Origin of the sequence: Paenalcaligenes hominis (assembly GCF_041359055.1) — a bacterium.
In the GTDB taxonomy this organism is placed as follows: domain Bacteria; phylum Pseudomonadota; class Gammaproteobacteria; order Burkholderiales; family Burkholderiaceae_B; genus Paenalcaligenes; species Paenalcaligenes hominis_A.
In genome coordinates this window covers 141,382-154,632 of record NZ_JBGJKZ010000003.1, presented here as the reverse complement: position 1 = coordinate 154,632, position 13,251 = coordinate 141,382, and the positions used below count along the sequence as shown (strand labels likewise).

Genomic DNA, 13,251 nt, shown 5'->3' with positions numbered 1-13,251 from the left:
CTTGATGCCGATGCAAAAAGACTAAAAAAACAATTTGCGTAGTTAGGCACCGGAAGCGTGCCAGAGTGGTTGAATGGACTGGTCTTGAAAACCAGCGATGGGGTAACTCATCCGTGAGTTCGAATCTCACCGCTTCCGCCACACCAATTACACAAACGCCGCATCCATGGCGGAATAGGTAGACGCAAGGGACTTAAAATCCCTCGAACGCAAGTTCGTCCCGGTTCGATTCCGGGTGGATGCACCAAGATTTAAAGCCCTGACTAGCACTAGTCAGGGCTTTTTTCATTTCTGCTATGCGACTTCCCTAAACTCTACTCGACCTAAGCAACACCCCCAAACAAAAAACCCCTCCTAAGAGGGGTTTTGCTGTGCTTCAGAAGAATTGATTATTCTTCGCTAGCTGGGTCTTGTGGACCACCTTGAGCTTCAATACCGCCAATTGCTTTCATAGACAAACGTAAACGGCCTTTGTCATCGGCTTCGATAACCTTAACACGTACAGCTTGACCCACAGCAATTACATCATTGATGTTATTGATACGGTAGTTAGCGATCTCGGAGATATGCAGTAGACCGTCTTTACCTGGCAACACCTGAACAATCGCACCAAAGTCCAGCACCCGAACCACAGAACCATCGTACTCTTGACCGACCTCAACCTCGGCGGTGAGTTCTTTAATACGACGCTCGGCTTCTTGGGCCATAGTTAGATCTGCGCTAGAGATAGTAATGGTACCGTCATCGCCAATATCAATTTGCGTGCCAGTTTCTTCGGTTAAGGTACGAATTGTCGCACCACCTTTACCAATCACATCACGGATCTTGTCGGGATTAATTTTGACAGTGAGCATGCGTGGCGCAAAAGCTGATAGCTCGGTACGAGAACCATCTAGAGCGGCTTGCATACGGCCTAAAATATGCATACGGCCTTCTTTGGCTTGGGCCAAAGCAACGCGCATGATATCGGTAGTGATACCTTGGATTTTAATGTCCATTTGCAAAGCGGTGATCCCATCTTCGGTACCCGCTACTTTGAAGTCCATATCGCCAAGGTGATCCTCATCACCCAAGATATCGGTAAGTACAGCAAACTTGCCGCCTTCTTTGATTAGACCCATAGCAACACCCGCCACGTGATGCGCTAATGGTACCCCTGCATCCATCATAGCCAGTGAGCCACCACAAACCGATGCCATAGAAGAGGAACCGTTAGACTCAGTGATTTCAGACACAACGCGCAAGGAGTACTGGAAGTCTTCGGGGCTAGGAAGCAAAGGTGTCAACGCACGCTTGGCTAAGTTTCCATGACCGATCTCACGACGCTTAGGCGCACCAAAACGACCCGTTTCACCAGTAGCAAACGGTGGGAAGTTGTAATGCAGCATAAAGCGATCGCGCGCTTCGCCCATAACGGAGTCAATGATTTGCTCGTCTTGACGTGTGCCCAATGTGGTCACAACCAATGCCTGAGTTTCACCACGAGTAAATAACGCACTACCATGAGCTCGCGGCAACACCCCGAGACGAATCTCGATAGGACGTACTGTGCGTGTATCACGGCCATCAATGCGCGGCTCGCCATTTAAAATTTGACCACGAACAATTTCGCTCTCTAGGCCAAATACAATGTTGTCGACTTCAACAGAGTCGGCTGCGGCTTCGTTAGCTGCTGCAGCCTGCTCGCTAAGAGCGGCCTCAAGCTTAGTACGTACGTTTTTTAATGCATCAGTACGCGCTTGTTTTTGGCGAATTTGATAAGCGGCCTTGAGATCATCAAAGGCAATTGCTTTAACCGCAGCGATTAGGGCTTCGTTAGCCGGTGCTGGCTGCCAGTCCCACTCGGGCTTGCCTGCCTCTTCGACTAATTCATTAATCGCATTGATTGCTGCTTGCATTTGCTCGTGACCAAACGCAATTGCACCTAGCATTACGTCTTCAGACAACTGCTCGGCTTCGGACTCTACCATAAGCACTGCAGCCTCGGTACCGGCTACCACCAAATCAAGATCAGACTCTTGGATTTGAGAGGAAGCAGGGTTTAAAACGTATTCGTTGTTAATGTAACCAACACGCGCAGCGCCAACAGGACCATTAAATGGAATACCTGAAATGGCTAATGCAGCCGAAGCACCAATCATTGCTGGCACATCTGGCTGGATCTCTGGGTTAACAGATAAAACGTGAATAATGATTTGAACGTCGTTATAAAAGCCTTCGGGGAACAAAGGACGCAATGGACGATCAATAAGGCGAGCTGTTAATGTTTCACGGTCGGATGGCTTGCCTTCGCGTTTGAAAAAACCACCGGGAATACGACCCGCAGAATAGGTTTTTTCTACATAATCAACAGTTAGAGGAAAGAAGTCTTGGCCGGGCTTTGCTTTTTTAGCACCAACCACAGTAGCTAAGATAACCGTGTCTTCAACTGACACGAGTACAGCACCAGACGCTTGGCGAGCAATCTCGCCCGTTTCAATTACAACTTGGTGCTGTCCATATTGAAATGACTTCGTCACTTTATTGAACATTAGGATATATCCTTACAATAAAAAAGCCGCGCACAGCGAGCTTAGGCTCGCCAGATGCACGGCTGTATCGCGGGACCAGGCCCGAGTATCACTTACGTAGACCGAGTTTTTCGATCAGTTGGCGGTAAGAGTCAGGTTTGCGATCTTTTAGGTAGTCGAGCAATTTACGACGACGACTTACCATGCTTAACAAACCACGACGTGAGTGATGATCTTTTTTGTGGCTCTTGAAGTGCTCTGTTAGCACTGTAATGCGTGCAGTTAGTAGTGCAACTTGAACCTCAGGAGAACCTGTGTCGCCTTTAGTACGTTGAAATTGTTCAACGACTTCAGCTTTATTGATATTTGTACCAGACATTTTAACCTCGATAAACATGCGTCAGGGCCGAGAATGCTCTGACGTGCAATACAAAAAGCTTAAAAATTAAGCCAAGTAGAAAATTATAACGGATTTAAAGCAAAAAGCCGATACTATAATAAGAATAAATGCATGCGGCAGTGTGTATCTCATTAATTAGGCCTTATTATCAGGAGACGTTATGTTACGAAAACTGTGCTTGGCCCTTTTCCCTTTAGTCCTTAGCGCTTGTACTACGCTTAGTGACATGCCGCCCGGCACCCCGCTAAGTGAACTACAGCGCCAGTTTGGCCGCCCCTCTGTGGCTTGCCCCCCACAGCTGCCCCAGCGTTTTATATGGAGCCAACAACCTTTTGGTCAATTTGCCTGGGCTGCTGATGTAAATGAACAACACGAACTAGTTCAAATGACACAAGTGCTGTCTGACCACGAGTTCGAGCAGCTAAGCCAAGGCGACTGGACTAAAGAGCGTGTATTTTGTCATTTTGGCCCTCCTGCTGAAAAAGACTACACCCCCTATGTGGGTGTCAAAATGCGGGTTTGGTCTTATCGCTACAAGCAAAGCAGCGTCTGGCCAGCACTTATGTACGTGTATTTTGGCGATGACGGCTTAGTCAAACATCATCACCCTGGCCCCGACCCACTATCGTTGCGCGAAGAACCAACTTTTTTTAACTTTTAAAATAAAAGCGGTGCCTAAGCACCGTTTTTATTACTCTGCGCGTCGACTAGCAGCAAGCCGTCTGGCCTTGCGCCAACGCCACGCCATGAGCCCCCAACCCGATAACCCATACACAATAAACAAACTAAATAAAACAATGGGTGGATCAGACGACACAAAAACAAAAAGCAAAACAAAAAGCAGCATGACCCAAAACGGAACACTACGGCCCAGTGCAAATGATTTTCCACTATAAAATGGAGCATTCGACACCATCGTAACGCCAGCATAAACCGTCAATGTAAAAGCCAACCAAGACATGGGCTGAGCATCAACATTGATTTTGTTGTCTACCGCTAACCACACAAAGCCGGCAATTAATGCTGCTGCAGCTGGGCTGGGTAAGCCTTGGAAAAAACGCTTGTCGATAACGGCAATATTGGTATTGAAACGCGCTAAACGTAGAGCTGCTCCTACCACATACACAAAAGCAGCAAGCCAGCCCCAACGACCCAAATCCTGAAGCACCCACACATACATGACAAAAGCCGGGGCAACACCAAATGAAATAATGTCTGCCATGGAGTCGTATTGCTCTCCAAAGGCTGACTGCGTATTAGTTAGACGTGCCACGCGCCCATCCATGCCATCAAATACCATAGCCAAAAAAATCGCTATGGCAGCCACCTCAAAGTGCCCGCCCATGGCCTGAACCACGGCATAAAAGCCAGCGAATAAATTAGCTGTAGTAAACGCATTTGGTAGCAAATAAATGCTACGGCGACGCTTGTCTTCGGAATGCAAGTTAGGCATACACGTTCTATATAAAAAAAAAGGGTATTTTATACTTAATCTACAGCATAACCCAGAAAAAAACCCCTGCCATCCTTTGGCAGGGGTTTTATTACTAATAACTAAGAGTAAGTTATTAGTTTTTGCTTTGGTCTACTAGCTTGTTCGCTGCAATCCAAGGCATCATGGCGCGTAGCTGCGAACCCACTTGCTCAATTTGTGAGTCAGCATTAATACGACGACGAGCTGTCATAGAAGGCGCACCTGCTGCGTGCTCTAGAATAAAGTTCTTTGCGTATTCGCCGTTTTGAATGTTTTCTAAACACTCGCGCATGGCTTTACGGGTCTCGTCTGTAATAATGCGAGGACCTGTTACGTACTCACCGTATTCTGCGTTGTTAGAAATGGAGTAGTTCATGTTGGCAATGCCGCCTTCGTAGATTAAATCTACGATAAGTTTTAGCTCGTGCAAACACTCGAAGTAAGCCATTTCAGGAGCGTAGCCCGCATCGACTAGTGTTTCAAAACCCGCTTTAATGAGCTCTACAGCACCACCACATAGTACAGCTTGCTCACCGAACAAGTCGGTTTCTGTTTCTTCGCGGAAGTTAGTTTCAATAATACCGGCACGGCCACCACCGTTTGCGCTAGCATAGGACAAAGCTACATCACGTGCTGCCCCAGAAACGTCTTGGTACACGGCTACAAGGTGTGGCACCCCACCGCCTTGTTGGTACGTACCACGTACGGTATGACCTGGTGCTTTAGGAGCAACCATAATGACGTCTACGTCTTTACGCGGCACCACTTGACCATAGTGCACGTTAAAACCATGTGCAAAAGCAAGAGCAGCACCGGCTTTAATGTTGGGCTCAACCTGATTACGATAAACTTCAGCGATGCTTTCGTCAGGTAATAAAATCATAACCACGTCTGCATCTTTAACTGCGTCAGCGACTTCTTTTACTTGTAGGCCAGCGGCTTCGGCTTTGGACCAAGACGCACCGTCTTTACGTAAGCCAACTGTTACGTTAACACCTGAATCGTTCAAGTTGTTTGCGTGGGCATAACCCTGTGAACCGTAACCGATGATGGCAACGTTTTTGCCTTTAATGAGAGACTGATCGCAGTCCTTATCGTAAAAAACTTTCATGGATAACTCCGAAAAACGATTTGATTTGTCTTAATCTAAACGAGGTGTTTTTATAATTTTAGGATGCGTTCACCGCGGCTAATGCCGGAAACACCAGTGCGCACCGTTTCAAGAATAGCACTACGATCTATAGCTTGAATAAAAGCAGCGATTTTTTCCTGTACACCGGTAAGCTCAATGGTGTAGGTCTTATCGGTAACATCAATAATACGACCACGGAAAATATCAGCCATACGCTTTAGCTCTTCACGCTCTTTTCCAACAGCGCGAACTTTAATTAGCATGAGCTCACGCTCTACATGCGGGCCTTCGGATAAGTCCACCACTTTCACTACATCAACCAAACGATTGAGGTGCTTGGTGATTTGTTCGATGGTTTCATCTGAACCCACTGTTACAATAGTCATACGAGACAGGGTTTCGTCTTCGGTTGGCGCAACGGTTAAGGTTTCAATGTTGTAACCCCGTGCAGAAAACAAACCAACTACCCGAGACAGCGCGCCGGGTTCGTTTTCTAATAAAACGGAAATAACGTGCTTCATTATGCCCCCTCCTCGAGATCCGCTGCACTGAGAATCATTTCTGTTAGGCCTTTACCGGCTTTCACCATTGGCCATACGTTTTCAGACTGATCAGTAATGAAATCCAAGAAAACCAAACGGTCTTTATGTTTAGTAAAGGCTTCACGGATAGCAGGAACAACATCGGAAGGGCTTTCGATACGTAAACCCACGTGGCCATAGCTTTCAACCAGTTTGACAAAATCGGGCAGCGCATCAACATACGACTCGGAATAACGAGAACCGTAATCAATTTCTTGCCACTGGCGTACCATACCCAAATAGCGGTTGTTTAAGCAAAGCACCTTGGGTGATAAACGGTATTGGCTGCATGTGGAGAGCTCTTGGATATTCATTTGAATAGAGCCTTCGCCAGTAATAACTGCCACATCAGCGCCTGGGTTAGCCATTTGTACACCCATGGCATACGGCAAGCCTACACCCATGGTGCCCAAGCCACCAGAGTTAACCCAACGACGCGGGTGATTAAATTTATAGTATTGAGCAGCCCACATTTGGTGCTGCCCCACATCAGAGGTCACAAAGGCATTGCCACCAGTGACTTCCCAGAGGGCCTCAACGACGGACTGAGGTTTAATTACACTGTCAGATTTTTGGTAAGACAGACACTCAACGCCACGCCATTCATTAATTTGTTGCCACCATTTTGCCAATGCCGTTTTTTTGGCTTGGCTAGCGGCTTTAGATTGTTGATAGAACTCATTGAGCTCTACCAGCACGTCTTTGACACAGCCCACAATAGGTACATCGACTTTGACGCGTTTAGATATTGATGACGGGTCGATATCAATGTGAATAATCTTACGGGGTACTTGGGCGAAGTGGCGTGGATTGCCAATAACACGGTCGTCAAAACGAGCCCCTACGGAAATCAACACATCACAGTGCTGCATAGCCATATTTGCCTCGTAGTTGCCGTGCATACCTGGCATACCTACGTATTGATCATCGCACCCTGGGAATGCGCCCAAAGCCATTAATGTAGTGGTACATGGCGCACCCGTTTGCTTGACTAGGTCAATGACCTCGGCTGAAGCATTAGCCAAAATAGCACCACCCCCCACGTAAATCATGGGACGCTCGGCTTGGGCTAATAACTGAACCGCTTTTTTGATTTGCCCTTGGTGCCCTTTAGTAACAGGCATATAAGAACGTAAGCGCGGCTCACCTTTTTTAGGGGTGTAACGTGCCATCGCTACTGTAATGTCTTTAGGGATATCAACCAACACGGGACCAGGACGTCCGGTTTTGGCAATGTAGAATGCTTTGCGAATGGTATCTGCTAGGTCGCGCACATCGCGAACGAGGAAGTTGTGCTTAACACAAGGGCGTGTAATACCTATAGCATCACACTCTTGGAAAGCGTCTTCACCAATAGCCTGACTAGGGACTTGGCCGCTAATGACTACCATAGGAATTGAATCCGTATAAGCAGTAGCAATACCCGTCACCGCATTAGTCAAACCAGGGCCACTGGTTACCAAAGCTACGCCAACCTTGTTGGACGAACGTGAATACGCGTCCGCCGCATGAACAGCCGCCTGCTCATGACGTACTAAGATATGACGAAATTTGTCTTGCTTGAAAATAGCATCGTAGATGTAAAGTACCGCACCACCGGGATAGCCAAAAACGTGTTCAACCCCTTCTTCGGCTAAGGTGCGCACCACGATATCGGCGCCATTAAGTTCCATGATAATAGTTTTCCTTTCAGGTTTTGCTCAAACACCCCACTTGGCACCTAAGCCGGAGTCTGAATCAGCAACTGCAACATGACCTAGCGCTTTAAAGCCCACAGGGCTTTGCCACCTAGACACATTACAGAGCCATCTGCACTCTGTGAGATACGGCAATCACGCCAACATGGCGTACAGCTTGAAACGAAAGCCCGGCAGCACACGCTTGTGACGCGGCCAGCAGCAGTAAAAAAGGCGCAAAATAACAGGCGGATAACCGTGCAACTTAAAGCCTATTAATTCATTCTGATAAGAATGAATTAATTAGAATAACCCGTTTATCAAACCCTAAGCAACCCCAAGCCATAGCATGTTGGTATTGTGCAATGCAATAGCATACCCTTAAAAACGCATTTCGTAGCTCTTTAAAACAAAAAAAGCCAAGCAATGAACTTGGCTTTTGCAAAATGGCTGATTTTTAGAAAAAAGCTTGTATGCCGGTTTGTGCGCGGCCGAGGATTAACGCATGCACATCATGCGTTCCTTCGTAAGTATTGACCACCTCTAGATTTACCAAGTGTCGTGCTACACCGAACTCGTCTGAGATGCCGTTGCCCCCCAGCATATCACGCGCCATGCGTGCAATGTCTAAAGCTTTACCACAAGAATTACGTTTCATAATTGATGTGATTTCAACCGCAGCGCTGCCTTCGTCTTTCATGCGTCCCAAACGTAAGCACCCTTGTAAACCCAAGGTAATTTCTGTTTGCATATCAGCCAGCTTTTTCTGCACAAGTTGTGTAGCAGCCAGAGGACGCCCAAATTGTTTACGATCTAAGGTGTATTGACGTGCCGTATGCCAACAAAACTCTGCCGCCCCTAGCGCGCCCCATGCAATTCCATAACGCGCAGAATTTAAGCAGGTAAATGGCCCACGCAGCCCACTGACGTGAGGCAACATTTGCTCGGCATCGACCTCGACGCCATCCATAACAATTTCACCGGTAATGGAAGCCCGTAACCCTACTTTGCCATGAATAGTGGGCGCACTTAAACCTGGCATCCCTTTTTCTAAGATAAAGCCACGTATTTTACCGTCGTCGTCACCCCCCACGACCTTAGCCCACACCACAAACACATCGGCAATAGGGGAGTTGGTAATCCACATTTTGGTGCCATGCAGCACATAAGACCCGTCAGGAGTGAGTCGAGCTCGGCTTTCCATAGCACCTGGGTCTGAGCCATGATTTGGTTCAGTTAAGCCAAAGCAACCCACCCACTCGCCACTGGCTAGTTTAGGCAGATATTTAAGTTTTTGCTGCTCGGAACCGAATGTTTCAATGGGAACCATAACTAATGAAGACTGCACACTCATCATAGATCTATAACCCGAATCCACACGCTCAATCTCACGCGCAATCAAGCCATAGCTGACATAATTTAATCCGGCCCCACCGTATTTTTCAGCAATAGTAGGCCCTAGCAAACCGAGCGCCCCCATTTCTTGAAAAATCTCAACGTCAGTCTGCTCATTTCTAAACGCATTAAGCACACGGGGCTCGAGTTTTTCCTGAGCATAAGCCAACGCGGCATCGCGCACCATACGCTCTTCTTCGTAGAGCTGCGCATCGATAAGCAAAGGATCTTCCCAATGAAATGAAGGACGTGCTGCCATGAGTACTTACTCCTTAATAAAATCGTGACGGTTGCCTTGCAACGCCTCAATCTGAGACGAGTCCAAGCCAAGCAATTCGCTAAGAACTTGTTCGGTGTGCTCCCCTAAACAAGGAGGCGCTGTTTTATAACTAAGAGGACTACCTGATAATCGTATAGGATTAGCCACAGAACTCATGTGACCAATCTCAGCATGGGGCAAAGTGAGTTTTAAGCCCCGTGCTTGAACCTGTGGATCAGCGTAGACTTGGTCTAGGGTATTGATGGGCCCCACAGGCACATTAGCTTGCTCTAACTGCGTTTGCCAATGGGCTTGGCTGCCTTGATGTAAACGCTGCTGTAGTAAAGGAATTAGTTGCTCTCTATAGCGCACACGTTGCGGATTCGTTGCAAAACGCTCATCATGAGCTAGCCCTGGGCAACCCAATACCCGAGTTAAGGCTTGAAACTGTGTGTCATTACCCACCGCAATAATGAGATGACCATCTGCTACAGTAAATACCTGATAAGGCACTAAATTAGGGTGAGCATTGCCTGCTCGTGTGGGTGCTTGGCCGGTGGCTAAGTAATTCATATTTTGGTTTGCCAACATGGCCACCTGACAGTCTAAAAGCGCCATGTCAATATGTTGACCCAGTCCACTTTGGTTACGCTCATGCAAAGCCGAAAGAATACCTACTGTGGCATACATGCCTGTCATGAGGTCGGCTACGGCAACCCCTGCCTTTTGAGGGCCCGCACCAGGCAGAGGGTCTTGTTCTCCTGTAATACTCATTAGCCCTCCCATCCCTTGAATCATAAAGTCGTAGCCAGGACGTTCGGCATACGGGCCCGTTTGACCAAACCCTGTAATTGAACAGTAAATCAAACGGGGAGCGATCAGACGTAAGCTTTCATAATCAAGACCATATTTTTTGAGCCCACCTACTTTAAAATTCTCTACCAAAATATCGCTTTGAACGGCCAACTTGCGGATAGCTTGGGCCCCTGCCGGAGTGGCTATGTCTATAGTGACCGATTTTTTATTGCGGTTGGCCGCAGCATAGTAAGCGGCTTCGTTAGACGGTTGGCCTGAATCATCTGGCATGTAGGGCGGCCCCCAGCGTCGGGTATCGTCACCCTGATTGGGGCGTTCAATTTTGATGACCTCAGCCCCTAAATCAGCAAGATTCTGCGTACACCATGGTCCTGCTAATACCCGGGTCAAATCCAAAACCCGTAATCCAGTTAAAGGCGCTACACGTAAACCGCTCATCGTCTTTATCCTATTGAGTCAATTGACATCTTCCTCGTCATAAACGACGAGGCTTTCTGCGCACGTTGATAAGTCAAAATGCTGACCATTTCCAATGCTGACACGCACTTAGCTGGGTCACACCGCCATCTGATGGTAAGTAGTCTGCTAAGGGCCTGCATTGATCTTGCTCACACCATTCGTAATCGGCGGTGTATTCAGAGCGCATTAAGGTCAAAACAGGCTGCTTAATTGGTTCGGGCTGGTATTCATACCACCCTGCTCGCCATTTGGCGTTAGGAGGTGGCTCCATGCCAGCAGCAGAACCCGTTACACGAGCTAAACCGGCTAGCAGCACAGGCTGTTGAGAAATAGCATCTAGCTTTATGGTGTAATCCTCTTCCCAACGTACTTTCTCTATGCTGTGCTGCCAAGCCAACGTAAAAGCCTGCGTGGGCATAACTACGACCGGAGCAGGCACAGCAGCGGCCCACTGCATGCAAGCCCCCACTGTTATTACCCAACTCATACGGATACGCCCACCGTTTTGCGTTTAATACGCCACACATGCCAAACCACAAAAAGCACTGTGGCAGCGGCTCCTAGTTGGTCTGAAAGAGGGTTTGCCCACACGAGCAAAGCCGCTGCTAGCACAACATATATGCGCTCAAGTGCATTTAAACGCCCCAAGAGAAAACCCGTCGCACCTGCCCCCCACAGCACAATAGCTAATAACGCTTTGCCCACCACATACGCTACCTCAAACCAGCTTGAGTAATCTTGAAGCATTAAAGCAGGTGCATAAACGGCCATATATGGCACGATAAACCCCGCTATAGCTACGCGCAATGCTTGAAAACTAATGGCTAAACCGGATGTTTTAGCAATAGGTGCTGCCGCAAAAGCCGCCAACGCCACGGGTGGCGTCAGGTCCGCCATAATCCCAAAATAAAACACAAACATGTGGGATACGATCAACGGCACGCCTAAATCCAAAAGAATAGGTGCCGCTAGGGAGCTAGTAATAATGTAATTGGGTATGGTGGGAATGCCCATCCCCAGGAGCAAGCAGGTCACCATGGTTAAAACCAGTGCCAAAAGCAAATTGTTTTGACCAATGGCTATAACCTGCCCACCAAACTCTGCGGCTACACCGGTAAGATTAATAATGCCAATAATAACCCCGACCAATGCACACGCCGTAGCCACAGGCAGCGCATGGCGAGCGCCCTCAGCTAAGGAAACTAAGGATTCACGCAAGACTGGTTCACGGTGTTTTTTGACCAGCAAAATCGCCACCAGCAGAGCAATAATAACGAAAAAGCTGATGACTCCGACCTGCATAAATGCCGAACACGCCAGAGCCAAGACTATCCAGAAAATATAACGCAGCGTCATCGATGACACATTGCTCATGACAGCAGCGCCAAAAATTAAGATCGCAGTTAAACCCAAACCTACAGTTCCAGAAAACAAGGGGGTATAACCAGAGAATAGCAATGCAACCAGCCCCACTAATGGCACCAATAGGTACCATTTTTCTTTGACCGCTTTCCAGGGGTCAGGGCACTCAGAGCGCGGTAAACCATCTAAACCTTTACGTCCCGCTTCGAGGTGCACAGTCCAAAATACCGTAAAGAAATAAAGCAAAGCAGGAATAATTGCCGCTTTTACTATTTCCACGTAAGGGACATTAATGGTTTCGGCCATAATAAAAGCCACCGCGCCCATTACCGGTGGCATGATTTGCCCACCCATGCTGGAGGTTGCTTCTACACCACCAGCAAACGAGGAGCTATAGCCAAAGCGTTTCATTAATGGAATGGTGAACTGACCAGTAGTGACTACATTCGCCACGCCAGAACCATTAATGGTGCCCATTAAACCTGAGCTCACCACAGACACTTTGGCTGGACCACCACGGCTATGACCCACCATGCCCATGGAAAAGTCACTAAATAAACCGATCATGCCGGCGCGCTCAAGAAATGAGCCAAACAAAATAAACAAAAAGATATAGGTTGATGAAACGTAGGTAGGCACACCGTAAATCCCCTCGGTCCCAAAACCTAATGTGCCTATGATTTGATCAAACCCATAGCCTCTGTGCATTAGAGCGCCAGGTAAATACTCGCCAAATAAGCCATATGCCAAAAACAAGGCGCAAATAATAGGTAAGGCCCACCCCATCATGCGGCGCGTGACATCAAAAACCATCACAATCAATACAATACCGATGACCATATCCGTATCGGTCATCTCACCTGCACGAGCCGTTAAGTCCGACTCAAAAACCCAGTGGTAAAAACTAAATACAAAGCCAACCCCACCTAACAACCAGCCTAGCCAAGGAATACGCCGGCCAAAAAAAGTGGGATAAAGCGTAAAAATCATCAAAATAACAAAGCCCACATGAATAGCACGTATAACTTGGCTAGACATGGGGCTAAATGCTGCGGTGTAGATTTGGAATGCAGAAAACAGAACTGCTACAGCAAACACTGCTTTAGGCAGCGCATCCATTGATTTTTCTTGATCAAGATTCATTAAAAAACCCTTAACAGCCTCAGAAAAGACGGCATCTGTTACCT

At 47.6% G+C, this 13,251-nt stretch carries 11 protein-coding genes and 2 tRNA genes; 3 read left to right on the top strand and 10 right to left on the bottom strand.

Annotated elements, in window-relative coordinates; all coding sequences use genetic code 11:
• The first annotated feature begins 51 nt into the window (after positions 1-51).
• Both ACBP46_RS07925 and ACBP46_RS07920 read left to right on the top strand, forming a co-directional pair.
• Positions 52-141: transfer RNA gene (locus tag ACBP46_RS07925), tRNA-Ser, on the top strand.
• Between the two features lie 19 nt (positions 142-160).
• Positions 161-247: transfer RNA gene (locus ACBP46_RS07920), tRNA-Leu, on the top strand.
• Between the two features lie 142 nt (positions 248-389).
• Here ACBP46_RS07920 and pnp read toward each other — a convergent pair.
• Positions 390-2,531, bottom strand: a complete 2,142-nt coding sequence (gene pnp, locus ACBP46_RS07915; protein ID WP_371016201.1) for a polyribonucleotide nucleotidyltransferase — start codon at positions 2,529-2,531, stop codon at positions 390-392.
• Between the two features lie 88 nt (positions 2,532-2,619).
• On the bottom strand, positions 2,620-2,889 hold the full coding sequence (gene rpsO / locus ACBP46_RS07910) for a 30S ribosomal protein S15 (RefSeq protein ID WP_077733709.1): 270 nt from the start codon (positions 2,887-2,889) through the stop codon (positions 2,620-2,622).
• Positions 2,890-3,070: 181 nt separating this feature from the next.
• Here rpsO and ACBP46_RS07905 point away from each other — a divergent pair, with 181 nt between their 5' ends.
• Positions 3,071-3,571: a hypothetical protein gene (locus tag ACBP46_RS07905; RefSeq protein ID WP_371016200.1), complete on the top strand. Its 501-nt coding sequence runs from the start codon at positions 3,071-3,073 to the stop codon at positions 3,569-3,571.
• Between the two features lie 30 nt (positions 3,572-3,601).
• On the opposite strand, the gene pssA is transcribed toward ACBP46_RS07905, so the two are convergent.
• From pssA to ACBP46_RS07865, 8 genes are all read right to left on the bottom strand, one after another.
• Entirely contained in the window at positions 3,602-4,363 is a 762-nt protein-coding gene (gene pssA / locus ACBP46_RS07900) for a CDP-diacylglycerol--serine O-phosphatidyltransferase (protein WP_371016199.1), read from the bottom strand.
• 115 nt (positions 4,364-4,478) lie between these two features.
• Positions 4,479-5,495: a ketol-acid reductoisomerase gene (ilvC, locus tag ACBP46_RS07895; protein WP_371016198.1), complete on the bottom strand. Its 1,017-nt coding sequence runs from the start codon at positions 5,493-5,495 to the stop codon at positions 4,479-4,481.
• A 50-nt stretch (positions 5,496-5,545) separates the two neighbouring features.
• Positions 5,546-6,037, bottom strand: coding sequence for an acetolactate synthase small subunit (ilvN, locus tag ACBP46_RS07890; RefSeq protein ID WP_077733713.1), 492 nt, complete (start codon positions 6,035-6,037; stop codon positions 5,546-5,548).
• Positions 6,037-7,770, bottom strand: coding sequence for a biosynthetic-type acetolactate synthase large subunit (gene ilvB / locus ACBP46_RS07885; RefSeq protein WP_371016197.1), 1,734 nt, complete (start codon positions 7,768-7,770; stop codon positions 6,037-6,039). The genes ilvN and ilvB overlap by 1 nt, the downstream gene beginning before the upstream one ends.
• 460 nt (positions 7,771-8,230) lie before the next feature.
• Positions 8,231-9,427, bottom strand: a complete 1,197-nt coding sequence (locus ACBP46_RS07880) for an acyl-CoA dehydrogenase (RefSeq protein WP_371016196.1) — start codon at positions 9,425-9,427, stop codon at positions 8,231-8,233.
• Between the two features lie 6 nt (positions 9,428-9,433).
• The gene (locus tag ACBP46_RS07875) at positions 9,434-10,681 is read right to left on the bottom strand and encodes a CaiB/BaiF CoA transferase family protein (protein WP_371016195.1); all 1,248 of its coding nucleotides are present in this window, start codon (positions 10,679-10,681) and stop codon (positions 9,434-9,436) included.
• 73 nt (positions 10,682-10,754) lie between these two features.
• Entirely contained in the window at positions 10,755-11,189 is a 435-nt protein-coding gene (locus ACBP46_RS07870) for a DUF1850 domain-containing protein (protein ID WP_371016194.1), read from the bottom strand.
• Positions 11,186-13,207: a TRAP transporter permease gene (locus tag ACBP46_RS07865; RefSeq protein WP_371016193.1), complete on the bottom strand. Its 2,022-nt coding sequence runs from the start codon at positions 13,205-13,207 to the stop codon at positions 11,186-11,188. The genes ACBP46_RS07870 and ACBP46_RS07865 overlap by 4 nt, the downstream gene beginning before the upstream one ends.
• Positions 13,208-13,251 lie beyond the last annotated feature (44 nt).

Coding starts and splice junctions, on each gene's coding strand:
- pnp (WP_371016201.1), bottom strand. CDS start 2,531: ATGTTCAATAAAGTGACGAAGTCATTTCAATATGGACAGCACCAAGTT.
- rpsO (WP_077733709.1), bottom strand. CDS start 2,889: ATGTCTGGTACAAATATCAATAAAGCTGAAGTCGTTGAACAATTTCAA.
- ACBP46_RS07905 (WP_371016200.1), top strand. CDS start 3,071: ATGTTACGAAAACTGTGCTTGGCCCTTTTCCCTTTAGTCCTTAGCGCT.
- pssA (WP_371016199.1), bottom strand. CDS start 4,363: ATGCCTAACTTGCATTCCGAAGACAAGCGTCGCCGTAGCATTTATTTG.
- ilvC (WP_371016198.1), bottom strand. CDS start 5,495: ATGAAAGTTTTTTACGATAAGGACTGCGATCAGTCTCTCATTAAAGGC.
- ilvN (WP_077733713.1), bottom strand. CDS start 6,037: ATGAAGCACGTTATTTCCGTTTTATTAGAAAACGAACCCGGCGCGCTG.
- ilvB (WP_371016197.1), bottom strand. CDS start 7,770: ATGGAACTTAATGGCGCCGATATCGTGGTGCGCACCTTAGCCGAAGAA.
- ACBP46_RS07880 (WP_371016196.1), bottom strand. CDS start 9,427: ATGGCAGCACGTCCTTCATTTCATTGGGAAGATCCTTTGCTTATCGAT.
- ACBP46_RS07875 (WP_371016195.1), bottom strand. CDS start 10,681: ATGAGCGGTTTACGTGTAGCGCCTTTAACTGGATTACGGGTTTTGGAT.
- ACBP46_RS07870 (WP_371016194.1), bottom strand. CDS start 11,189: ATGAGTTGGGTAATAACAGTGGGGGCTTGCATGCAGTGGGCCGCTGCT.
- ACBP46_RS07865 (WP_371016193.1), bottom strand. CDS start 13,207: ATGAATCTTGATCAAGAAAAATCAATGGATGCGCTGCCTAAAGCAGTG.